At 27.2% G+C, this 25,373-nt stretch carries 17 protein-coding genes and 1 other RNA gene; 17 read left to right on the top strand and 1 reads right to left on the bottom strand.

All coding sequences use genetic code 4. The features are described 5' to 3' along the window. Positions 1-78: 78 nt before the first annotated feature. From S100390_RS05175 to trmB, 9 genes are all read left to right on the top strand, one after another. On the top strand, positions 79-1,725 hold the full coding sequence (locus tag S100390_RS05175; protein WP_070407206.1) for a lipoprotein: 1,647 nt from the start codon (positions 79-81) through the stop codon (positions 1,723-1,725). Positions 1,726-2,029: 304 nt separating this feature from the next. Then, positions 2,030-3,667, top strand: coding sequence for a lipoprotein (locus tag S100390_RS05170; RefSeq protein WP_070407205.1), 1,638 nt, complete (start codon positions 2,030-2,032; stop codon positions 3,665-3,667). A gap of 155 nt (positions 3,668-3,822) precedes the next feature. Next, positions 3,823-4,971, top strand: coding sequence for a hypothetical protein (locus tag S100390_RS05165; protein WP_070407204.1), 1,149 nt, complete (start codon positions 3,823-3,825; stop codon positions 4,969-4,971). Positions 4,972-4,985: 14 nt separating this feature from the next. After that, a complete protein-coding gene (locus tag S100390_RS05160) occupies positions 4,986-7,187 on the top strand; it encodes a DUF4091 domain-containing protein (RefSeq protein ID WP_070407203.1) in 2,202 nt (733 codons plus the stop codon). Positions 7,188-7,199: 12 nt separating this feature from the next. Then, positions 7,200-8,384: a hypothetical protein gene (locus S100390_RS05155; protein WP_070407202.1), complete on the top strand. Its 1,185-nt coding sequence runs from the start codon at positions 7,200-7,202 to the stop codon at positions 8,382-8,384. An 18-nt stretch (positions 8,385-8,402) separates the two neighbouring features. Beyond that, positions 8,403-9,674, top strand: a complete 1,272-nt coding sequence (locus S100390_RS05150) for a hypothetical protein (protein WP_070407201.1) — start codon at positions 8,403-8,405, stop codon at positions 9,672-9,674. 48 nt (positions 9,675-9,722) lie between these two features. Next, positions 9,723-10,148, top strand: a transfer-messenger RNA (tmRNA) gene (gene ssrA, locus S100390_RS05145). A gap of 116 nt (positions 10,149-10,264) precedes the next feature. Further along, positions 10,265-12,304: an EAL domain-containing protein gene (locus S100390_RS05140; RefSeq protein ID WP_070407200.1), complete on the top strand. Its 2,040-nt coding sequence runs from the start codon at positions 10,265-10,267 to the stop codon at positions 12,302-12,304. Beyond that, positions 12,288-12,929, top strand: a complete 642-nt coding sequence (gene trmB, locus S100390_RS05135; RefSeq protein ID WP_070407199.1) for a tRNA (guanosine(46)-N7)-methyltransferase TrmB — start codon at positions 12,288-12,290, stop codon at positions 12,927-12,929. Before S100390_RS05140 ends, trmB begins: the two co-directional genes overlap by 17 nt. Here the strand turns inward: trmB and S100390_RS05130 are convergent. Beyond that, positions 12,904-13,509 (bottom strand): IMPACT family protein, encoded by a 606-nt coding sequence (locus S100390_RS05130; protein ID WP_070407198.1) that lies wholly within the window; start codon positions 13,507-13,509, stop codon positions 12,904-12,906. The two genes, trmB and S100390_RS05130, sit on opposite strands and share 26 nt — an antisense overlap. Positions 13,510-13,665: 156 nt before the next feature. Between S100390_RS05130 and S100390_RS05125 the strand changes: the two genes are divergently transcribed. The 8 genes from S100390_RS05125 to S100390_RS05090 all read left to right on the top strand — a co-directional run bounded on the left by S100390_RS05125 (position 13,666) and on the right by S100390_RS05090 (position 25,140). After that, complete coding sequence (locus S100390_RS05125) at positions 13,666-14,328, top strand: uracil-DNA glycosylase (protein ID WP_070407197.1); 663 nt, start codon at positions 13,666-13,668, stop codon at positions 14,326-14,328. A 74-nt stretch (positions 14,329-14,402) separates the two neighbouring features. After that, positions 14,403-15,359: a hypothetical protein gene (locus tag S100390_RS05120; protein WP_070407196.1), complete on the top strand. Its 957-nt coding sequence runs from the start codon at positions 14,403-14,405 to the stop codon at positions 15,357-15,359. An 88-nt stretch (positions 15,360-15,447) separates the two neighbouring features. Beyond that, positions 15,448-16,689, top strand: coding sequence for a serine hydroxymethyltransferase (gene glyA, locus S100390_RS05115; RefSeq protein ID WP_070407195.1), 1,242 nt, complete (start codon positions 15,448-15,450; stop codon positions 16,687-16,689). 110 nt (positions 16,690-16,799) lie between these two features. Continuing rightward, positions 16,800-17,240 (top strand): 50S ribosomal protein L13, encoded by a 441-nt coding sequence (gene rplM / locus S100390_RS05110; RefSeq protein WP_070407194.1) that lies wholly within the window; start codon positions 16,800-16,802, stop codon positions 17,238-17,240. An 11-nt stretch (positions 17,241-17,251) separates the two neighbouring features. Further along, positions 17,252-17,653 carry a 30S ribosomal protein S9 gene (gene rpsI / locus S100390_RS05105; protein ID WP_070407193.1) on the top strand — a complete coding sequence of 134 codons (402 nt, stop codon included), beginning with the start codon at positions 17,252-17,254 and terminating at the stop codon, positions 17,651-17,653. A 122-nt stretch (positions 17,654-17,775) separates the two neighbouring features. Then, a complete protein-coding gene (locus S100390_RS05100; RefSeq protein WP_070407192.1) occupies positions 17,776-21,651 on the top strand; it encodes an AAA domain-containing protein in 3,876 nt (1,291 codons plus the stop codon). 16 nt (positions 21,652-21,667) lie between these two features. Then, the gene (locus S100390_RS05095) at positions 21,668-24,043 is read left to right on the top strand and encodes a hypothetical protein (RefSeq protein WP_070407191.1); all 2,376 of its coding nucleotides are present in this window, start codon (positions 21,668-21,670) and stop codon (positions 24,041-24,043) included. Next, entirely contained in the window at positions 24,043-25,140 is a 1,098-nt protein-coding gene (locus tag S100390_RS05090; RefSeq protein ID WP_070407190.1) for a hypothetical protein, read from the top strand. The genes S100390_RS05095 and S100390_RS05090 overlap by 1 nt, the downstream gene beginning before the upstream one ends. Positions 25,141-25,373: the final 233 nt, after the last annotated feature.

Genomic DNA, 25,373 nt, shown 5'->3' with positions numbered 1-25,373 from the left:
TTAAGAGACAATAATTGATATTGCACCGCCAATAATTTTTTAAACTAGGTAAAAATATTTTAAAAAAGGAGAAACAAAATGAAAAAACTATTAAGTATTTTGGGGGCAATAACATTAGTTGGAACTGTTACACCAAATGTTATTTCATGTCATAACAAAAAAGTTGTCAATAATGATGATGCTGGGACTGCTAAAGATCTTGAAGTATTAAATGAAATTGAAGCAAAAGCAACAAAAAAAATTGCTGAAAAAATTAAATCAAATATGTATGTTGATAGTGCACGAAATAATTTAGAAAATATTTTCAAAAAAGTTAATAGCACTAGTCAAATGTATCATTTAAAATTAGGCAGTGGTGAGGATAACAAATTAGGTACTTACTTTATTAATAATTTTAAAAATGTTTTTGATAATGTTAATAATGATTTACAAAATGAATATTCAAATTATTTTGCTGATAAATTGCCATTAACATTAGATGATGATCGTAATGATATTAATGTCACTTTTATAGATGTAGATGCTTTGAAAAAGAAATTTCCGGTGGGTATTAATCCGGAATCCTTTTCAGCAGTTAGAGTTGATTATAAAGCATCGATTTCTTTAGAATATAAAGGTTTATTTATCCGTTTTGATTTATCAACAATTTATAATGTAACGGAAAACCCTACTGCTTTAAAAGCGATCTCTAATAATACAACAACTTTCTTATTAGAAAATGTTAAAGAGTATTTTGCAAAATTAGAAACGGTTGATTTTAGTGAGAATGAAATTTTTAAATCATTGTACGATAAAGGAATATGAGACTTTTCACAAAGTAGTAAGGAGTTAGATGATGTTTTAAAACATTCATTTAAAGAATATCTTGCTAGTAAAAAAGAATTTAAAGACATTGAAATAACTTATAATGACGTTGATTTAATGACAAAATCAGCGGAAGGAGATTTAAATAGTAAAAATAAAGGCTATGATGGTATAACAGATAACTATAAACAAAAAGCGTTAACATTATCTAATTGAATTGGAGCACAAACAAATGGATGAGAAGATCTTGCGATTAGCACTAGTGATTTTGTCAAATTTTATCGCGACAATGTTGGAACTATCTTTAGTCAAGACAATTCAACCGATTTAAGTTTAGGTTCATTTATCATAAATTGAAATTACATTAATATTTATGGAATGGGCCTATCAGGTAATGTTCAAACTACCGATGGAGAAGATTTAGTCGCTACTATAAATCTTTCTCAACCAGCAATTGACAAGAAATTATCAAATTGAGGGAAAATAATTATCACATTTATCAAATATTATGGGGGTAAAACCATTGATGGTGTAAAAAACATTTTTGGTGTTACCGACCAACTTTTTAAAGAAATATCGCGAAAAAACCAAAAAAATGGATTAAAAGATGTTATTAAACTTTTAGTTGATGACTTTAAAGGGTCTGATGATGCAAAAGATTTAGAAGATCTTGATTTATTTAATTTTATGGTTCATCCCCAAACACCCAAAAAATATCCAGGCATTATAATTAATCGTCGTTTATTCTGAGACAGTTTAGGAAAACAACCGTGAGCCGTGTTATTCACTTTTGGTGAAGAATTTAATACAGGCTTATATTATTCAATTGCATCAAGCGATGGTACCTATGATGGTAACCCGGCGAATGGGCTTATTTTTGGTGTTGAACCAAAAGCAAATAAAAATTATATCTTGGGATAAAAAATATGAGGTGTAATATTGTTATTGCAATTATTAACTCGAAGTTATTTTAAATTATAAGTAAATTAAAACAAAAACTAATAAAAAATAAAAATATATATGTTGAGAGCTATTAAAAATACTGCTATAAAATTATAAACCATATCTGAAATAAAATTAAAATAATAAAAAGAACGTTTTATAAAGAATCGGTAATTTAATACTGATTTTTTACTATTAAAAAAATTAATAAGAATTTTAAATAAAATTTTTGTAAACTTTAATTTAAAAAATTGGAGATTACAATGTTGAGAGGAGAAACAAAATGAAAAAACTATTAAGTATTTTGGGGGCAATAACATTAGTTGGAACTGTTACACCAAATGTTATTTCATGTCATAACAAAAAAATCACTAATAGCACTGATATTAGTGCAAAAGATCTTGAAGTTTTTAATGAGATTCAAACTAAGGCAAGTGAAAAAATTAATCAAAAAATAAAAAGTAATACGTATGTTGATAGTTTAAAAAATAATTTATCAAAAATCTATTCCAAAGTAAACAAAGGAGATACAGAACCTTATCAATTAAAACTAAGCAATTCGGAAGATAATAAGTTAGCTACTTATTTCATTAGCGATTTTACAAGAATTTTTGATAGTGTTAATCGTGATTTACAAAATGAATATTCAAATTACTTTGTTAATGAAATGCCATTAACATTAGATGATGAAAGAAACGTTATAAAAGTAACTTATATTGATGTTGAAAATTTACGAGATAAATTTCCGGCTAGTGTTAAGCCAGAATTATTTTCAGCAGTTCGTGTTGATTATAAAGCAACAATTCAGTTAAAATTTAAACAAATGTATGCTAGTTTTGAAATATCAAGTATTTACAATGTTGCAGAAAATGTGTCTGCATTACAAGTTTTTTCCGATAAAGCAGTTAATTTCTTAATTCAAAATATTAAAGACTATTTTAATGAATTAGAAAGTACTAGTTTTAGTGAAAACGAAATTTTTAAACCACTATATGATAAGATGATTTGAGATTTTTCTAAAAATAGTGTTGCGTTGAATGATACATTAAAAAATGCTGTTAAAACTTATATTGCAAGTAAAAAAGAATTTAAAGATATTACAATGAGTTATAATGCTGTTGACTTACTTGAGCAAGACCAAAAAGGTGATTTAAACTATGAAAATAAGGGATATGATGGTTTATCAACATCCAAAGATCCAAAAGAGTTAACATTATCAAATTGAATTAAAGATAAAGAATCTAATTGAAACGATATTGGTGGTATAACGGGCACTGATTTTGCTAATTTTTATAAAACTAGAGTTGCATCCGTTTTTAATGTTGATGATAATATTGATTTAGTTTTAGGAACATTTAAAATTAAACTAAATTATTTTAACATTTATGGGTTAGGTCTAGCTGGAACAATAAAAAATAAGGACAATGAAGATGCAACAATTACTTTAAATTTGTCACGTTCGGCAATTGATAAAAAATTAACAAATTGAGGGAAAATAATTATTGCCTTTTTAAACTATGCCAATGGTGCTGCAATTAATAAAAATCAAGTTAATTTTGGAGTACCAAAAGAAATATATAGCAAAATGTTAACAAAGAATCAAAAAAATGGGTTAAAAGATGTTACTAAACTTTTAGTTGATGACTTTAAAAACGCTGATAATGCAAAAGATTTAGAGGATATTGAATCGTTTAATTTGATATCACATCCATTGTTCCCAAGGGTTAAAGGTGAATCTCGTTACCGTGATCCCAGTGCTCTATTTTGAGATGAACAAACTCAAGAACGTTGAGCAATTTTATTCACTTTTGGTGAAGATTTAGATACTGGATTATTTTATTCTTTTGCTTCTAGACAGCAAAATGTTGAAACTGAAACAAATAATGATGGTGTTAATTTAGGAATGTTTAAAAAAGTTTAATTTTAAAGTTAAACTTTTTTTATTTTTAAGACAGCTAATAATTGCTATTTTAGAATTGTTTCTTAAGGATGGTTGATTTTTTTTTTTTTTTTTACTATAATCTAGGTTAGACTTAGAAATTACAAGCACAAAAGGAAAAAGCGGAGATAGTAGATTTGAAAAAAGTATTTTGCTTATGAGCAGTTATTTTGCCTATAGTTACGGGTTTTAGCTTAGTTTCTACTAATTTATGATGAAAAGAAACAAAAAATTTGGAGTTACTATTAAAACCAGATTCAATTATGACAAACAACAAATGAGGATTAAGTAGTTTACGCGGGTATGATGATGGTTTAATGCCATCAATTCGCAGTAATGTTATGATGGGTTTACAGAATAACTTAGGAGCAGCAATTGTGAAAAATTTAAATGTTGAAATCTATTATGGTCATGTTGATGATAATAATTTTTATAATGCAAAAGCAATTGATTTTAATGATTTTACTAATACTAATTATATTTTTTGATTTACTGTTGGAATTTTTGCAACAGAAAAAAGTTCTTTTATTGGTCATAAATTTTTAGAATTTGATTATCGTCCAACCTGAAATTTTAATAATAAATTTGTTAAATTTGATAATTCAAGTGGACCAATTGATAGCATTGCTAAACTTGTTAATAGCTGAAATAAATTGTTAAGTCATAAAATAATTCTTAATAATTTTAATTTGCAATTTCAGCAAATGAATTTAGATATTACGGCGGGAATGGAATTGCAACCAGGACAAATAACCCTTAATCAGGATGTTAGTTTTTTTATGAATTTAAGTGATGCTTTTGTTCCTGAGCAAAATAATTCTTTGACAATAAATCCGACGTTATTTAAATATATTCCTGAGCGGTTGGAAACATCGTTATTTAAAATTTCAAACCAACCGCTGACAATGCAAACAGCACCGGTTATTAAAATTCAAAGTAAAGATTTTAAAGACCATAATTTTGATTATGCAATTTTAAATCAGGATGTTACGTTAGAAACTAAATTGAACAGTTTATATTCTGATATGAAACAATTTGTTGTTAATGCTGTTCAGGGTATTTATAATTATGCTTTATCGATTGATGCTTTTGAATTGCAATTCCGTAAAAATGGTTATTCAGATCCCAATTTACTGGATGAAGAAACAATTTTAAGCGATTTATATACCTTTATTACACCAAACCAAGAAAAAAGACATTGAGTTTGATTAGAATTAATTAACGCTAAAGATACTTCGCTTGATTTAAGTACTTTACCGGGCGTTCATTTAGGGTTTAAGGTATAATAAGGGGTGATGTGATGCAACAGTTATCATTTAAAAAAATTATTCAAATTTTATTAGTTCTTGTTTTAATTCCACCATTTATAATGATGGTGGTTAGTTGTAGTCGATTAGGAGAAAATGGTTCTGGTGGTAGTCATGGTCAATATGATAACCAGTTTAATTTTCAATATGGTTGTGGTAATAATCAAAATCCCCTTCCAGATGATAATTCTTATTTCCATACTTTTTTTGGTGATTCAAAATTTACATATAGTGCTTATAACGAAGATAAAAGTGGTAATCCAGTTTTTTATGGAAATCGTCAGGATGTCTTAAAGTGTAGTAATGATAATCCAATGTTAACATCATGAAAAAATCAACATCTTAATACCCAGTTAATTTTATTAAATAAAGAAAATCTTAATATGTATCAGGATTTAAAAGTATCTATTATAAATGACAATAATGATCCAAATATTGTTAGTGATGCTGTTTTTTTAACTTATATTAAAGCTTTTCCAAATGCAGCAAGTTCTGATCGTTATATCTATCCTGGTATACAATATATGCCAGATGCATTAGGTGAAAAGACTTTGACAGAGATGCAATATAATGTTCAACCAATTTGAATTAGTATTTTTATTGGTGCTCAAGCTAAAACGGGACTTCAAAATTTTACTGTAAAATTGAGTTTTACTTTTGATAAACAAGTGAAAAAACAAATTAACCGTAAATTTAGTGTTGATATTAAGAATTATCTTTTAGAGACAGATGATTCTAAGAAACCATTAAGTGAACGATTTGGTTTTAGTGCTACATCGTTCCCTTCAAATGGAATGAAATATATTGATCATGGGAATAATTTAATGTCAAAAAATTTAAATTCAAAGGCAGACCCAACAGTAGAAAAGGAGGGCCCTATTGATAATAATTTACCGTGATATTTATCATCAACAATGCGACCATATTTATTAGCCCATTTAAAAGCTTTAAAAGAGTCAAATACATTTTATTTATATGGTCCTGGCTGAAATTATCAATTAATTCAATGAGCAGGAAAATTAAATAAACCAGGTTGAACCGATGCACAATATGAAGATTATATTAAAAGCAGTGATTTAAACGCCGTCTTTAATGATCCTGCTTGGGAATGAGAATTTGATTTTAATGCTTTTGATGAATATTTAAAAGTAGCAGCCCAATTGGGATATACTGAGTTTATGTTTTCAGCAATGGAACCAGGTTCCTTTAGTTTCTTTTATCTTAAAAATGGCGCAAAAAAGGGACCACAACGAGAGTTTAAAGCAGAATTAGTAAATTCCAGTAATGGAATGCCGGGGAAAAATTTTGAAGCGTATTTAAATGCAATTCATAGTAAATTTATTAAAGCATTATCAAGCCATTGAAATGCTATTCGAAATAAGTCAGAGTATCTGACACCAAATGGAAAACAAATTAGTTTATATGAATCATTTGATGAATTAGCTGACAAAACAAATGAGATGACAATGAAAAATGTTGCTAATAATGACCCGTATGGTGTTATTAAATCTAGTGTTTTTGCTGGTTGACGGTTTCGTTATAATCCTTTTGATGAAGATGATATTCAAAATATTTTCTTAAATAAATATGATCAAATGATTTTACAATATCGAGAAATTGTTGAAAAATTTAATAACATTAATATTTATAAATTACGAAGTAATATTATTCGACGTAAATCTTTTGGCAATTCAACAATGATTTATACTTCATGAAATAATTTTCCCGCTGCTTATATTCAATCAGATAATAGTGAGCAAGTTTGAGGACCATTAATGGCTTATAAATTAGGAGCAAATGGTTATGTTCGTTGATCATTTGATTTATATCGTGATGATTATTATGCAAAAAAAGAAATGAATGGTCAGTTTGAATCGGGAGATGATAACTTAGTTTATGTTGGAAATATTAATGGACCACGCTATAGTGTTCGTTATAAAAATTATATTGATGGAATGGAAATGGTTCATAAAATGATGAAATTAATGGAGTTGTATCCAGATAAAAAATATGATTTAAATCGAACATTAAATGCGATTGGATTTCCAGCATCAACAACAAGAGATAATCATTATAAGTGATATCCAAATCAGTTTACTTTAGATGATGTTGTGTTTGAACAACCAGGGTTAAATTATCATAAAACAATTGGAGAACAGGTATATGAATTATTTATGTATGTTAATTCATTATAAGAAGGGAATTATATGAAGAAGATATTAACGGCATTATTCGCAGGAAATATTTTACTAACAAGTGTTGGTACAATAGTAAGTTGTCAAAGTCAATCTAGTGAACAACTTGATTTTGATTTGGCTAATATTGATGAAACAGTATTTCAAGATTATGATTGAACAGTTGATCAAATGTTAGGTAGTGAACTTGGTGGTTTTCAAACATTACGAAGTACCGTTCTTGAAATTATGCAAAATAATTTTCAAACTTTAAATATTTTAAAAGTTAATGTTGATATTTATTATGGTTATCAGACAAGTCCTGAACAAGATTATTTAATTGATTTTAGTGCTGTACGGAACCTATTGCCAATTACTTATTTTTCAATTCATATTACTCCAAATAATTATGGTAGTTATCTTAATGAAAAATGAATTACAGTAAATACTAATGTTGACTTAAGTCAGTTGAATATTTTAAAAAATGAAACATTGTTTTATTCGAATAATCCGGTTCCAATGGATAAAGCTAAGTTAATGGCTGGTTTTGTTCAAAGTACCAATCGCATATTGCAAACTGATCAAGGCTATGAAGAAATTGTAACATATTATAAAAGCAAAAAGATGTGGAATGATCATAAACCACTTCCAAAAGGTTTCTTTAATTTAGAGATTAATGCGAAAGGAGACGAAAGCACTTATCTAAGATTTGATGCCCCAACTGCAACATTGGTTTTTGACCCAAGTGTTAAAGATAGTCATTATAAGACGATGCTTGATAGTAAAGGATTTACCTTTGCACAAAAAACAGCATTTTTATCAGTTTGAAATGTCACGATTGAAAGTAATGATTTTAATGCTAATGATTGACGGAATATTGATTGGAAACCTGTTCCAAATAAAATATATGATGGAACAACAACGGTCCAAGAAGTTGTAGCTGATGTTACAACGTATTTAGTTGAATGATCAGCCCATGTTCATAATTCGCACTTTATGTGGGCAGAAGATGTTGAGGTTATTTTAAAAAAAGGAGCACAAGCAAATGCTAACGATCCTTGACCGTTAACAACACAGTTAAAAGACTTATGAAAAGCTAGTGAACATGGTAATTTGCCATATGTCTTTGCGTGATTTAAAGATAGTAATAAAACTTATATTAAAATCAATAATAAATCGGGTAGTGCTGGAACACATGTAGCATTTAAACTTAAATAGAAAGGGAAAAATAACTTTATGACAGATTTAATTTCTTTAAAATATTTTATTGTATTAAATGTTTTGTTTTTCTTTTTTGCTAGTAGTTGAGAAGGAATATATTTAGTTAAACATTTTAAAAATAAAAGGGATAGTGATAAGTATATTGTTGGTAGACTGTTTTATTTTTTATTAGTTATAATTAGTGTTGGCTTAGTTTGCAATGTAATTCAATTATTTTGTTTATTTTTAACATCAAATTTTACTTTTACCACTAATTATTTTCCAAATTGAAGTTTGTTCTCACGGCAAATTTTTTATGTAATTACAACTGCATTTAGTATTTTCACTTTTCTTTTTTTCTTTGTCATGACATATTTTTTTCAATGAAAAACTGTTGTATATTTTAACAAACAAGAAATTAAAAGTATTTTTAATGAATATGATTTAATGGATGGTAATATTCAAATTGTCAATTTTAATCAGGTTAGTTTATTACAATTTGCTGAAAAATGTTTTATTTATAAAACAAATAGTAAATTTTATCAACAAATTACAACTTTCTTTAAATGTGATTTTAAGGAGATTAATGATAAGGAACAAATTTCAATAATAAAAATTTTACGGTTAAAACATTATTCAGCGGCAAAAATTAATTTTCTTTTAACAAAAAATTCTAATTTACAGCAAATTTGAGGATGGTTATATTTTGAACAACTCATTACTATTGTATTAATTGTTTTTAAAGTGACAAAAATCCTTTTAATTTGCTATATTTTTTTATTGGGTGTTTTCCAATGAGACTCCAAAGCCTGATTATTTTATTACTATGATGGAGAACAGTATCTTTTAAGTAAAAGTAATATTATTTATGTCTTAAGTATTGTTGTAATTATTCTTTTTGTTCTTGAATTATTATGCCAAAATCTGTTATGTGGAATAAACTTACTTAATAAAAATTACGATGAAATTATTATAAACTTATTGAAATTTGTTATTTTAATTGTTGCGCTTGCTTTGTTTAGTTACTTTTTTAGTAGTTTAAATGCTTATGTTCAATATTTAAATTTAAAAAATGATAATCCAACAATAAAACCGAGTTTAATTGTTGAGCGACTATTATTTTGGTTGCAAAAAGATTATTTACGGGGAATGGGTTTTTTCTTATTATTTCCCTTAATTTTTAGTAGTTTTGATTTTATTTTTAATTGTTATGATTTAATTCGTAATAGTTTAGCTTTTAAAACTGGCAAAGGAATTAAACGCGAGTATTCTCTTAAACAGTTGTGTAAGATGAAATGAGATGCATAAAAAGATTTTTATTTACTGTTGACTAATTTAATAGTATAATTACATTATGGGGATGTTCTGGTTTCGACAGGAATGATCTACTAGTATCGGCAGTAGTTTGGCAGACTATAATGCTTCTAGGTTTGAAGAAACGCAAACAAAAAACAAAACGAAGACAAAGTTGAAATTCCAGCATTCATGATGAACAATCAATTTGCTGGTTCAATGTTAGCAGCTTAATTCCTCGTTGTTAGAGGATAGCTAGCCGTAATAATAGTTAATTGTAGGTTATTAACCATTATCGTATCTCAATACTTAATCTAATTGAAATTCTAAATGATAATGTTAGAATTTTGAAAACGACTTATTATCTAGTTATTTAATTAGTTGTCTAGTCCTACTATTAAATAATGAAATAAAGATGATTAGACTAAACTGTAGAAGATATTAGAAAGTTATTTGTGGACGCGGGTTCAATTCCCGCCATCTCCACCATTTTTTATTTTAAGTCTTTTTTAAAACTTATTTTTAAGGTTGTAAATTTTAAAAAGTATTTAAAAGGAATGATATAATAAAAGCAATGTATATGTTTTTAAATGAGGTGAAAATAAGTGGGTAATATCTTAAATATCATTTTTGTATATTTATTCTTTATACTTATTTTTGCTCTTATTTATGTTTTTACTTGAGGTTTAGTTCGAAATTATTTTGCACGTTTTATAATTTACTACCAAGCAGTTATTGGTGGTGTTTTTGCCATTTTAGTTATTATTGCTCAAGGTTTGATTCCGGTTTTTGTGCCACCAAAAGTAGGTGAAACAAATACAATGATTGTTATTAATATCTTTTTGCCAATAATAGTTTGTTGAATGATTGGAGTTTTTATTTCTTATCTATCAACAATTTTATATACCATTATTATTTTTACTTTCTTATTTGGAGTGTTACCACATCTACCTAATAACTATTTTTTGTCTTTAACGGGAACATCTAATATTATTATGATTTCAGTTCTTTATGGATTAAGTCTAATTATTATTTTTATTAGTTGATATTTTAAATGAACAAAATGGACGAGTTGATCATTATTGGCCTTAGCATCGTTTATTACAACATCAATTATTATTTTAACCCAATCTAGAATTATGGCTGTTTCAGCAAACTTAGTAAATGAACTATATGTTTTGGTTTGAATTACGATGAGTTATTTGGCGTATAGTATTTGTGGAATTATTGAATTAATTTATATTCATGCTTTAAAATTACAAAATATTATTGAATATGATCGTAATAGTTATGTTCGTGAAGCATTGGCCCATGATGCTATTTATAATGTTATTCATAAAAATAAAATTCGTCATGGAATTTATTTTACTTTTATGATTAATAATGTTGAAAAACTAGACCGTTTTTTAAATAGTAATATTAAAAATAAAATTATTGATTTAATTTCAAATCAAGTTTTCACTTTATGAAAGGATCAAAATGTCTTATTTTTTAAGGCAAGTTTAAATCATTTTGGGATTTTTGTGCCACTTAATCAACTTGAAAAAATTAATATTGGTAATATTTTATTACACAATAAAAGTAAGTTACGCCCAGAAGCTGATTTATTAAAAGAATTTGAAATTTTATTAAGACAGGTTAATACTAGTTTTATTTTAAAAAATTACAAAATAGTTGTTAAATTACAAGGTTATGCTTCGTTATATGGTTTACAATCAAATAATTTAGATAAGTTAAAAGAATATAATATTGCTACTGCTGATAATCGCTTAAATATTGAATATTTGAATCAAGTTATTTTTGTTGATCCGGGACATATTAAAGAGTTATCAAATCAAAAACGTAGTATTTTAGCGTTAAATGAACATACACAATTAGAAAAAATTGTTAGTTTATATTCACCAATTGTTAATGTTAATGATGATTTTAAATTAGTCTACCATTATAGTAATAATTTGGTTGATGGTGTTGATAGTGATCTAATCTTTACTAAAAATACCAGCAATTTTGGTGGTCTTGTTCATGAAACAATGCTAGTTCGTTTTAATGCGGCTTTAAATATTAAAAATTTTCGGAAGTTAGATAATTATTTAGAGCAAAAATTATTTATCACTTATCCAGCTAGTTTTATTGCTAGTGAACAATTTAACTTAAAGAAATTTGCAACAAAGTTAATTGAATTAAAAATTAAACCTTCGAATTTAATTTTAACATTTGATTTAATGGAAACTGGTTTTGATCCAGAACAGTTTAAACAAAATTTAATGGCAATTAAAAACATTGGGATTGAAGTGGCAGTTAAAAATTTTGGCGGAATTGATACTGAATTAAATAGTTTGTATTATTATGAACCTAATTATGCTATTTTTGCTCCGACAATTATTCGTGAGATGTTTATTCACTTACATTATCAAAACTTAATTAAAGAATATATTATTTTGGCAAAAAAAATTGATGTTATTTTAATTGCTCCGCAAGTTAATAGTTATTTAGGATATAGTAAATTAAAAGAGTTAAAAATTGATTATATGTTTGGTTCGTTGTTTGGTACTTATGATGAACCACAGTTTGAAGTTAGTCGTGAGATAAAATTAGCATTACTAAAGAATAAAATGAAAGGAGCGCAGAATGAGACTAAGAAATAAACCTTGGGCACAAGAATATATTGAAAGTAATCCAACTGTTGCGTTACAAAATCCAGAAAATTATCAAGGGCAATGAGTAAAAACTATCTTTAAAAATAATCATCCGTTAAATCTTGAAATTGGGACAGGGAAGGGTGATTTTATTATTGCTTTAGCAAAAAAATATCCAGAACAGAATTTTTTAGCAATTGAGCGTTATCCTTCAATTTTAGTTTTAGCATTAAAAAAAATTGTTGCTGAAAATTTGCCAAATTTAAAAATTATTGCTTTTGATGCGGCTAAGTTATTAGATATTTTTGCACCGCAGGAAGTTAATAAAATTTATTTAAATTTTTCTGACCCATGGCCAAAGGCACGGCACGAGAAACGTCGGTTAACTAGCAAAAAATTTTTAGAATTTTACCAATTAATTTTACAATCAAACGGTGAAATTCATTTTAAAACCGATAATGATCATTTATTTGCTTATTCATTAGAATCCTTTCAAGCAAATAACTGGAAAGTTATTGATTACACGACTGATTTATATCATAGTAAGTATCTTGAAAATAATATTCCAACTGAGTATGAACGTCGTTTTGTTCGACTTGGAAAGAATATTAACTATCTTTACGTTCGGAAATAATTAATTTAATTGCATTATTGTTTGTTCATAAGGACAAAAGAGGAATTTCTGTTGTTGCAAGACTAAAGGTATAGCTAATTAATTCATTATTAAAAGTTTTTTTAATTTTAATGTTTTGATAATGATAATTTAAATATTCATTGACAAGTTTAATTTTATTAATGGGAAATTGGATAATAATTTCTTTGATTTCTAAATAAGGGATTAGTTCACTGTTTTTTAAATTCGTTTTAACACTATTTGCATAAGCACGGATTAATCCACCAGTTCCTAATTTAATACCCCCAAAATAGCGAATAACCAAACAAACAACATTGGTGAGATGATAATGCAATAAAATGTCTAAAATTGGTTTTCCAGCAGTATTGGTTGGTTCACCATCATCGTATTTTCGAATAATATTTTGATTTTTTCCAATAATGTAGGCATAACAATTGTGAGTTGCATTTGTTTGCTGGTTTGTTTTAATAAAGGCGAGCGCTTCTTGTTCAGAAGTAACCTTTTGAAGAAAACAAACAAAACGAGATTTTTTAATGTTTATTTCACTAACAATTATTTTGTTCTCTTTTAATTCTTGCATTTTTTTCACCACTTTATTTACTACTTGTTAATAATATTATAGTAATTATATCTATTAAATTCTTAATATTATGTTGTTTTAAAAAAGTTTTTGATATAATTAACTTGCAAAAATGGAAACTAATAATTACTAAGACAAGTAATAGGAGATAAGTTAATGTGAATAAAGTATGCGGTTGGTTGGAGAGAGTTTTTTGATAATGAAATTAAAAAACCATATTTTCAACAATTGTTAAAAAATATTGATAATGAGTATGAAAAAAATATTTGTTATCCTTTGAAAACAGATATTTTTCGGCTATTTACTTTAATTGAACCAAAAGATATTAAAGTTGTAATTATTGGTCAAGATCCATACCATGGTCCGGGGCAAGCTAATGGATTAGCTTTTAGTGTTAATAGTGGTGTTAAAAATCCACCAAGTTTAGTTAATATTTTTCATGAATTAAAAAAGGATTTAGGAGTTGACCATCATGCTAGCGGTAATTTAGATCATTGAGTTAAAGAGGGTGTTTTTTTATATAATACAATTGGTAGTGTTGTTGCTAAAACACCACTAAGTCATAAGGACATTGGTTGGACAACCTTTAGTCAAAATCTAATTATTTATTTAAATCAAATGCATGATGACATTATTTATGTTTTATGAGGTAATTATGCCAAACAATATAGTGAATATATTACTAACAAAAGTAACATTATTAAAGGGTCGCATCCATCACCTTTTAGTTATAGTTTGTTTAAGGATCAACAGTTTTTTTTAAAAATTAATAATTTACTTTTAAAAAATAAAAAAAACATAATTGAATGAAAAATGTAATGTATAATTGTATTATGTAAAATATTGACTCCACAAAAGTTTTATTTTATCAACATATAGATTGCGGGGATATTATGGGTTTATTAACAACAGTTAGCGATATATCGAAAATCTTATATAGTAATAAAATGGCATATATTGCTAGTGGGGTAATAGGCGCACTTTTTGTTATTTATTGTGTTTATAATGGTTTGTATTATTTAATTAATCCCAAACGTTATCATGGGATTCGTTTTACAACAAAGAATATTGCATATATTACAATGCTAGCAGCAGTATCAGCAACGGTTACAATTATTATTTCAGTAACAGTACCAATTACTGTTTTTCCACCTGTCCGGATTGCTTTTGAAGGATTAATGGTAAAAATTAGTGGATTTATCTTTGGCCCTATTGTTGGGTTATTGTCTGGGGTAATAACCGATTTGATTGTTATGTTGTTTGTTCCTTCCTATGTTCATGTTGCTTACATTATTGTTATTGCTTCATATGGGTTTTTATCGGGATGTGCATCATCAATTAATCGTGCCGTAGGAAAACATAAATGAGTTTTATTTATGTTAACAAATATTTTTATTGTAATTTTTGGAACTTTTGCTGGGGTAATGACTTGATATTCACCAGTAGAAACAATTACCTTATTTGCTGGGTTAGAAGTTAGTAAGGTTGTCTTAATTTATATTATTGGTTTTGGAACAGGAGGAACAATTGTTATTATTTGAATAATAATGTTTGTTTATCGCCACTTTGATAAAACCAAAAAACGTTACTGAGATTTGGTCGCTATTATTATGCTGGCTGTTATTAATGAATATTGAGTCACCACGCTAATATCCGCCTGGGGGGACATTGCCTTCTTAACAGTTTCACAAAATAAAACAAGCGGAACAGATGGTTATGGTGTGACAATGATTTCACGATTGGCAATGGCACCATTAAAAGTTTTATTTAATTCAGCGATTATTTATATTACTTATCGGGCTGTTTCGCCATTGATTCACAAAGATACTAATGCTAATTTACAATATTAAAAGATGATGAAAAAATAACTTTATTTAAGTTATTTTTTATTTATAAATATATAATGATAGTAGAAAAAATAGAATGGAGATGAAAATAATGAAAGTAAACCCACAAATTAAAGAATTAATTAACTTAGAATTAAAACGTCAACAAGACCATATTGAATTAATTGCTTCGGAAAATTATGTTAGTGAAGCAGTTTTAGCTGTTACGGGTTCAATTTTAACAAATAAGTATGCTGAAGGATATCCGTTTCATCGTTATTATGGAGGATGTGAGTATATTGATCAAATTGAACAGTTAGCAATTGATAAAGTAAAGGAACTATTTCAAGCGGAGCATGCCAATGTTCAAGCCCATTCTGGTAGTCAAGCAAATGCATCAGCTTATTTTGCTTTATTACAACCCCATGATACGATTTTAGCAATGGATTTAGCAGCTGGTGGGCATTTGACACATGGTCATAAAGTTAATTTTTCTGGTCGGTTATATAATTTTTGTAGTTATGGTGTTGATCCAAAAACAGAAATGTTAGATTATAATGTAATTGAAAAAATTGCGCTAGAAGTTAAACCAAAATTAATTGTTGCCGGAGCAAGTGCTTATTCGCGTGAAATTGATTTTAAAAAGTTTCGTGCTATTGCCGATAAAGTTGGGGCTTTATTAATGGTTGATATGGCCCATATTGCTGGATTAGTTGCGGCTGGTTTACACCAGTCACCAATTCCATATGCGGATGTCGTTACTTCAACAACACATAAAACATTACGCGGACCACGGGGTGGTTTAATTTTATCAAAACAAAAATGAGCAAAAAAAATTGATAGTGCTGTTTTTCCTGGTAATCAAGGGGGACCATTAGAACATGTAATTGCAGCAAAAGCACAGTGTTTTTTAGAAGCATTAGAACCATCATTTAATAAATATCAAGCTGAAATTATAAATAATGCAAAAACCTTAGCAACAACTTTAAAAGAGAAAAATCTTCGTTTAGTTGCTGATGGGACGGATAACCATTTATTAATGGTTGATGTCAAAAGTAGTTTGGGAATATCAGGGCAACAAGCAGAGGAGATTCTACAAAAAATTGGTATTATTTGTAATAAAAATATGATTCCTTTTGACCAAGAATCACCCGTTGTTACAAGTGGAATTCGATTAGGAACAGCAGCAATGACAACCCGTGGTTTTGGCAGCAAACAATTCCAACAAATTGGGGAAATAATTTATCATGTGTTAAAAGAACCAACTGATGAAAATATTGCAAAATATCAAAAAGAGGTAAATACCCTTCTACATGATTTTCCAATTTATTCAAACTGACATTTAGCAGAATAATTAATTTGGAAATATCGATTTAAATTGTTGCTTATCGCGCTCTTTTTAGTTATAATATTACTGCTTTATACATTGGACCCTGGTACGGAATAATGTTAGGAGGCAGTGGCATGAGACAAACTACTATCTTGAATTCAGCAAAAGTTGAAAAGAAATGATATGTTATTGATGCTCAGGATCTAGTTTTAGGACGTTTAGCAAGTAAAGTCGCAATGATCTTAAGAGGAAAAAATAAACCAGCGTATACGCCACATGTTGATTGTGGTGATAATGTTATTATTCTTAATGCTGATAAAGTTAATTTTTCAGGAAACAAATTAAAGGGTAAAATTTATTATCATCATTCACAACACCCGGGTGGGTTAAAACGAACAACAGCAAAAGATATGCTAGTTAAAAAACCAATTTATCCAGTTGAACACGCAATTAAAGGAATGTTACCAAAAAATAAATTAGGAAGCAAATTATTTCGTAATTTATTTGTTTATGCTGGTAATGAACATCCACACGAGGCACAACAACCAATTAAGTTAGAATTAACTAATAAATAAAAGGAGCAAGTATGGCAAAAAAACAAGAAGTTATTTATCGTGGGACAGGAAGAAGAAAATCTTCTGTTGCCCAAGTTGTATTGACTCCTGGTAAAGGAAATGTTGTTGTAAATGGGAAACCAGCATTAGAATTTTTCCCATATGCAACATTAGTGCAGGATTTGGAACAACCTTTAGAAATTACTGGTGTAAAATCAGAATTTGATATTCGTGTTAAAGTATCTGGTGGTGGTTTTACTGGGCAAGCGGGAGCAACAAGATTAGGAATCGCAAGAGCACTAATTGAAGCTTCACAAGATTATAAAACCTTATTAAGACATGCGGGGATGCTAACTCGTGATGCTCGTATTAAAGAACGTAAAAAATACGGGTTACATGGAGCAAGAAGAGCACCACAATACTCAAAAAGATAGGTATTTTTATCAAGAGAATATTGCAGAAATATTCTCTTTTTTATTTTTATTGTTTTTGGTGGCTTTGATTGTTATCTAATATAAGTTTAGTATAATTATATATGAATAAGAGGGGTGGATTAATGGCGTTAACAGAATTTACAATTCAAGGAGATAAATTTAATGGTAAAAATTTATTATTAAATTTATACTTTTTAACAAATGCGAAAAGTAAATTTACTGATGATGATGTTAAGAATCTACGCTTAAAGAATATTACAACAGTGAATGGATTAGACCTTTTTTTAAAAAAAGATATTTATATTGCTGATTTTTTTGTTAGTTTAATTAATGATCAAGCAAAGATTAAAAAAGATAAAAAAGGAGAAACAAAAGAGTTGTATGATATTTTAATTCGTTTTAAATCAATTACGGGCTTTGATGATATTTTAGATCCAAATTTGTCATTAACAATCCTTGGTGATATTGATCCACAAATTGGGATTGTTAATGTTAAAAATATCTTTTTAACAGCAATGGAAAAAGAGAAACAAGAATTTGAAACAATGGCAACTACTGTTGTTTTAGAAATAGCGGATAATTTTCGGATTGATGAAGCAAAACTACGAACTATTTTTGATTCAAATGTTTTTGCTAATATGAAGTTTTTGATTTCATCTTTTTCGGAAGAAAAAGAACGTTGATTACAATATCTTCAATTTCAAAGTCAGAATTTAGAATATAAACGTAATAATTCATGTTTATATTTAACACGGAAATTAACAGAATATATAAAAATTCCAAAAACAGTTACGACCTTAGAAGCCTTCCATGATGCGCGTTTTTTGGCTCATAATTTTTGATATGTTAACAAAATGCATTTTGCCAATAAAAACATTAAAATTAATCCTTCTTTTGAGGAAGTTATTGTTATTGAGTTAGAACTAATTTTAGAGGATTTTAATAAATATCTTGTGTTAAAAGGATTAAATAATTTAAGTATTGCCGGATTACAGATTAATCGAGCATATCAAAAAGAAACACCATTAACCTTATTTACTTTTAATTTTAGTGATAGTTATGCCCAAGATGGAACAGATATCTATGATTTAGGTTTTAATATTACAACAACAAAAGAACATCAAAATCCTAATCTTAATGTTATTAAAGAATTAATGAAATTGTATATGATTGAAAATAATATTACAAAAGAAAAAGAAATTGATTCAGAAACAATTAAATTAGCTGTTGACCATTTAAGCAAGTATCAAATCATTAGTTGCTTTTATGAAATAAAAAATGATGATGATATTTCATTAAAAGAACTAACAAACATTATTCCCCAGTATGGTTATTTAACTTATATTGGAAAAGGAGATTCAACTTTAATTCGTCGTAGTAGTGTAATTTTAGATAAAATTAGTAAAAATGATGTTGCTAACCCTTATTTAATTAACTATATTTTTAATATTGAAGATGTTAAATTAAAATCACAACATCATTTAATAACGTTAGAACAACTACATTTTGCTTCTACTAATTTGAATTTAAATCAAAAAAAGGCATTAGTTAAAGCCCTTAATTCGCAAGATATTTTCTTATTGCAAGGGCCACCAGGAACAGGGAAAACAGAGTTTATTGCTGAATTAGTTTATCAATATGCTAAACTTGGAAAAAAAGTTTTGATATCTTCTCAAAATCATACTGCGATTGATAATGTTTTAACGAGATTATATAAGACGCCAATGTTAGTACCATTACGGTTAACCGGCGAAGAAGTTCGAAAAAAAAATCGTTTTAATGATTTTAATCCGGATAAATTAATTTTTAATAATTATCGCTTTATTTATTCTCATTTAATGCGTCAGTACTTAACAAAATGGAATGCAATTGACTATGATTATGAAAATCAAAAAAAAGAGTTACAAAGTCTTAAAGCTCGTGCGAAGATGCTTGAACAGGAAATCAAAGATTATAATACTTGAACACAAAAGGTAAATGAGTTAGTTGCAGAACAAGAAATGCTAGGTAATCAAAAATTGGAATATCAAAAGGATAACCGAAGATTAAAAGTTGACATTAATAATATTGATAATGCAATAGAGTTTTTAGGCAACTTAAATTGAGAAGGGATTATTACTTCAACAACAGATTTAGTTGAATTATTTAATAAGTATTTTGGAACTTTAATTCAAGAAAAACTAGGTTTTCAATTTGATGAATCATATTCTTTAACAAATACCTATCAACAATTATTAACAGAATCAGGACCTGTCAATCCATTATTAGTAAAAAAAGAACAAGAATTAACAGAATTAAAGAATGTTAGTCAAACATTTCGTGATGATGCATGAATTGAAAAACTTCAAGTGGCCCAAAATGAAATTTTAGAATTAAAACAACAACTTTCGTTAAAACAAGAAAATGTTGTTTATCAAAATTTGCAACGAGAATTTAAAAAAGACCTTTTAAAGTTAAAAGGTCAATATGAAAAACAAATTAATGATAACGAAAAATTAATAAATCAAATTGATGTTAATAAAAATGAGCGAGAAATATCATATTTAGAAAGTGACATTGCAGCATTAAATAACCGAATTAATACTTTGAAAATTGAGATTGAAAATATTGTTAATAGTATTAATCATGTTTTTAACTTAAATTTAGTTGTAAAAGATATCACGGCAACAATTAATGAAATTGATAAGGTTATTAATAGCATTGATCATGATATGAAGACTATTATTAATGAAAAAGCAACAAAGGGTAATTTTGTTAATAATATGATTACTTTCTTAGATAAAAATTATAATATTGCTGATTTCTTAAACCAAGAAGGTATTCAAAATGATCGTTTTACCTCCGCAATGGAACGTGATACCGTTAACTATGCCAATCAATTTTTACAAGATAGTGTTAATGTTGTTGCAATGACAGCAACTTCAAATCAATCATATGCCCAAAGTAAAAATAAGGTTTTACAGGATTATAATATTGCTGATATTGATATTAAAAAATTTGGGTTCGATGTTGTTGTGATTGATGAGGTAAGTAAATTAACACCAATGGAAATCTTTATGCCATTAGTTTATGGTAAAGCCGTCGTTCTAGTGGGCGATTATCGCCAGCTACCACCAATCATGCCATATCGCGAAGAAGATGTTGCTTTAGTTAATGATATTTATAACGAAAATTATAGTTATAATGATTTTTTAGAGCTAGTGACTAATTCAATGTTTAAAAAGATTATTTCGAAATGTGATGATTCAGTTAAAGAGATTTTAATTAATCAATATCGTAGTCATGAAGACATTATGCGGATTGTTAATGTTTTTTATGAAAATCAATTGCAGCTAGGAGACGAAATAAATCAAAATAATGAAAAACAGCATTATGTTACAGTTGAAAACGACAAGGGGTTAAAAATTTTCGATAGTGAGAAAGCAATTTATTGAATTGATTCAACAAAAGATGAAAATCAAAATTTTGTTTATGAACAAGGCGAAAGTGGTAGTACCAGTCTTTTTAATTGATTAGAAATTAATTTAACGATTAAAGTGCTTCAGTTAATTGAACTAGGATATAATAATTTAACCACTAAATTAGAAAAACAACCAAAAGTGGCGGTTATTAGTTTTTATGGATTACATGTAAAAAACTTACGGAAAACTATTAGTAATTTAAAATTTAAAAATATTAAAGTTGAAGTTTCAACTGTTGATGATTATCAAGGGCGAGAAACAGAAATTGTTATTGTGAATACTGTTCGTCATCCGCAAAGACAACTTAATGCTAATAAAGAATTTATTAAAAAATATGAGCGGTTAAATGTTGCTTTTTCCCGAGCAAAGAATATGTTAATTATTATTGGGGCAGTTAATTTCTTTGCTAATATTGATGTTGAGATTCCAACGGTTATTAATCCAAATGTTACAACAACAATTAAAGCATATTATGAAATTTTGCGAATTATTAATAATTATGGTCTTATTTGATATGCAAAAGATTTGTTATCATAGAAGTTAGAGGTAGAAAATGAAATTAGGAATAGTTAAGGTCTATAAAAACTGAAAAAAATTAACAACAGTTGTTGGTTATCAAACTCCGAAGAGACCAGCTTTTTTTCAGTATGTAATTTTAAATGCTATTGCTAATTATCCGAATAAAGAAAAGTCCTTGGCCAATATTTTACAAGAAGAATTGCAGATTTTTAACCTTAAAATTTACGCTGAATGTTTAAAAGATTTAATTGAAAAGGAAAACACGATTGAAATTAATTCGCAAGGGTCATTAAATTATTTGGCTAATAGTTATGCTGAACAAGAATGAATTGATCGAGCAATTGGGATTTTTTATATTTCCAAAGAAGCATTACAAGCCTTAGAGAAGGGTTACTTGTTAAGTAAAAATAATAATCGTGAGGCAACAATTGATTTTCTGTTTGATATTTTTACTAACCAACGATATATTAATAATGAACATTTGATGCTAACGGAAAAAATTAATAATAATGATTTAACTATTTTCCCAGAACATGAACCAAGTTTTACTGGTGGTGATTTATTTAAGTTTTTAGAAGATTATAAAACTACTCCTAATAAATATAATATGTTTAGTGATGATACAACATTTACTTCAATTCGAAAGAAACAACAGGAAATTAAGCATAACAATGAGCAAATTAATAAATTATTAACTGATGTTTATGAAGCAAAGGAAGTAGTGTTAACTTTAACTACTTTTAAAGATATTAAAATGCAAGTTATTAATGATAAAAATTTGCAAAACGTTATTGAAAATAATGTTAATTTACGAACAAAAATTTTAGATTATTTTTTAACAACAATGACAAAGGATTTAACAACGGATTTTAATTTAAATATTCAAAAGATTGCAACAAATACATTAGAAAGTGATTATCAACAAGATCCTCGTCATATTACTTCAACATTAATAAATCCTCGAATTTTAATTATTAATGCAACAAGCGTTAATCCAAAGGCCGTTTTAAATCACAAATATTATTTTGATAATAATGTTCATTGTATTATTTTTGTTAATGCTGACCATAGTACTGAAATAGGTGATTTAACCGGTTCAATTCCAATTTTTTACTTAGATAAAACCATCTTACCAATTCATGATTATTTCTTAACATTATTTCTTAATGATAAAAATGAGACAGAAGACTATGTGTTACAGTCAACTGAATTAATAATGTTAAACCGGCAAATTATTACAGCACAAAAGTTTTTACCAGATCATAGTAAACTTTTATTTAAAAAAATTTTACAAAGTTTAGAAACCTTGTTAAAAAATGAGCAAGAAAATATTTATGAAACAATTCATAGTAATAAGGTTAATAATCTTTTTATTTATTGTTATTTAATTGACCTTTTTAATCAAAATGAAAATGCTTTTGATAATATTTTAAAAGGGATTAGTGCAAATGATTTTCAAAATAAGATTTCAATTTTATATAAATGTGAACAAATTTTAACTAATTTTATTTTAAAACCAAATTATTTTACAAAGATGCATATGCTTTTAATTACTGCAATGAAACAACAAGCAAAAGATCAACAGCATATTGTTAAAGGATATCAAGTTTTAACAAACAATGATTTGTTAGCAAGTAAAGAAGTTTTAAGTATGTTACAAGAACTTTATCATCAAGATGATGTGACATTAAAACAATTATTAGAATTAACTAATGTTGCAAGTTCAACAATTGTAGAAAAAATTTGAAATCAAAATTTATTCGCTATTTTAACCAAATTTCTTTTTGCTCTTAATAATGATAATTTACATCGTGAATTATTTGAAGAAGTCACTACAATAAATTTAAGTAAGAATATTACTTTATTGGTTAATCTGTATGGTTATGCTGAAGAGTATCTAAAGTATTTTAATGAAATGAAAAAACGGGAAACAAGTGGATTGCAGCGTCATTGGCAAGATATTTGAGCTAAGATTACAACTATTAGTGAACGTTTTAAAAATATTAACCATGGCGATGATTTAACCATTCAATTATTAGGGTCCTTGTCGCAATTAGAAATTACCTACAAAGCTATTAAGTTTAAAGAAATGTTTAATTCGGAACCTAAATTTCAGGAATACCTTGATTTTTGTTATTTTGATAAAGCCGCGTTATATTTGATAAATATAATGGAAGAAAAAATTACTGCTATTTTAAAAGCAAAAGACCAACGCTTGAAAGGAATTAATGAAAAATTATTTGTTTGTAAAGAACTTTTTGATAAAAACAAGCAAAAAGAAATGATGAGAATATATCATGAATTACGACTATATTTATATTGTGAAAAAGCCCGTGATGAACAAAACGATAATAAAAATCGTGAGGCATTAAAAAAACTACAGCAAGAAATAGAAGAGGTGTTAAACTAATGAGTATGAGCGTTGAACAGGTAATGTATAATTATCAAAAAAAAATTGAAAGATTAAGTTTAAATATTAATTTTGTTAAAGAAAACTTACAATTATTATTAAAGCAACTAAAAAGTATTGATGCTAGTGGACTAAATTGCCAAGCAATTGAAACATATTTACAAGAATTAAATCAAATTCTAATTGATTTAGAAACTAATCCGTTAGTTGCAGAACTGCAAAAGGTTAAGCATGTTGAGTTAGAATTAGCAAAACAAGTTAATTTTTTCTTAGAACAAAAAACATTGCGTTTAGCAGAAATTCAACAAAAAATTGAAGTGTTAAAAGTAAAAGTTATTGAGGATGAAACAAAACAACGATTAATAAATTTGAAAAATCGTACTAATTTAAATTATCAAACATTAGAACAAGAACTATTGGGGATGTTTGATGATAATATTACAAAAGCTTTCATTATGAATTTTTTCAAAACAAATAAAAACCAGCTTGTTAATTTAGACCCAAATACAATTTCAGATCTTGTGCAAGATGAAATTAATAACTATCGTGCTTCGGCAGACTTTATGAAAAATCAGTATTTAAATAGTTTTAAAGCCCAAATTGGCGACGATAAATTTATTAATGCTGAGTTAGCACCGGTACTAGAAGAATTTAACCAAACTGGTGTTAATGATTCGGATGCTTTGAATCAAAAAGCATTGGCTTTACAAAATAAAATTATTAGTCAACAATTAGATGAATCAGCTCGAAAACATGCAATCGCCGCAATTTTACAAGCAATTCAAAAACGTGGTTTTATTGTTGATAGTAATGATATTCGAATTACGAAGGAAAACGATGATAGTCTTGTCATTGTTTATGCTAAAAAAGTAACGGGAGAAGAAGCAATTTTTAAAGTATATCTTGATGGGCGGTTTACTTACAAATTTGAAGGTTATGAAGGGCATGCCCATGATGTTGATGAACAACCATTTGTTAATGATTTATCGATGTATGATGTATCATTATCAAAAGAAATAAAAAAAACATATTTAAATCCTGATAAAATTATGAATCAAGCAAAAGTGCAAATTGATCATAAAACAAAAAAGAAATAATATTAAATATGCCAAGAAAAATGGACGCATAAACTTGTTCTTTATGCATCCATTTTATTTTAGATATTTACTGTTATAATATTTTTTAGAAATAAGGAGAATGGCATTTTAAAAATAATTTACGGGAAATAAATAGTATAATAACTTATAGTGAGATTAATTATTTTTAGGATTAATTCCTAATTTTATTTTAAAAAAATTAGAATCAAAGTAATGATTAGAGGGAGCAAATA

The sequence above is a fragment of the Spiroplasma sp. NBRC 100390 genome, assembly GCF_001886495.1.
Taxonomy (GTDB): Bacteria; Bacillota_I; Bacilli_A; order Mycoplasmatales; family Mycoplasmataceae; genus Spiroplasma.
The sequence above is the reverse complement of the archived record's forward strand: the minus strand, read 5'-3'. Positions and strand labels throughout refer to the sequence as shown.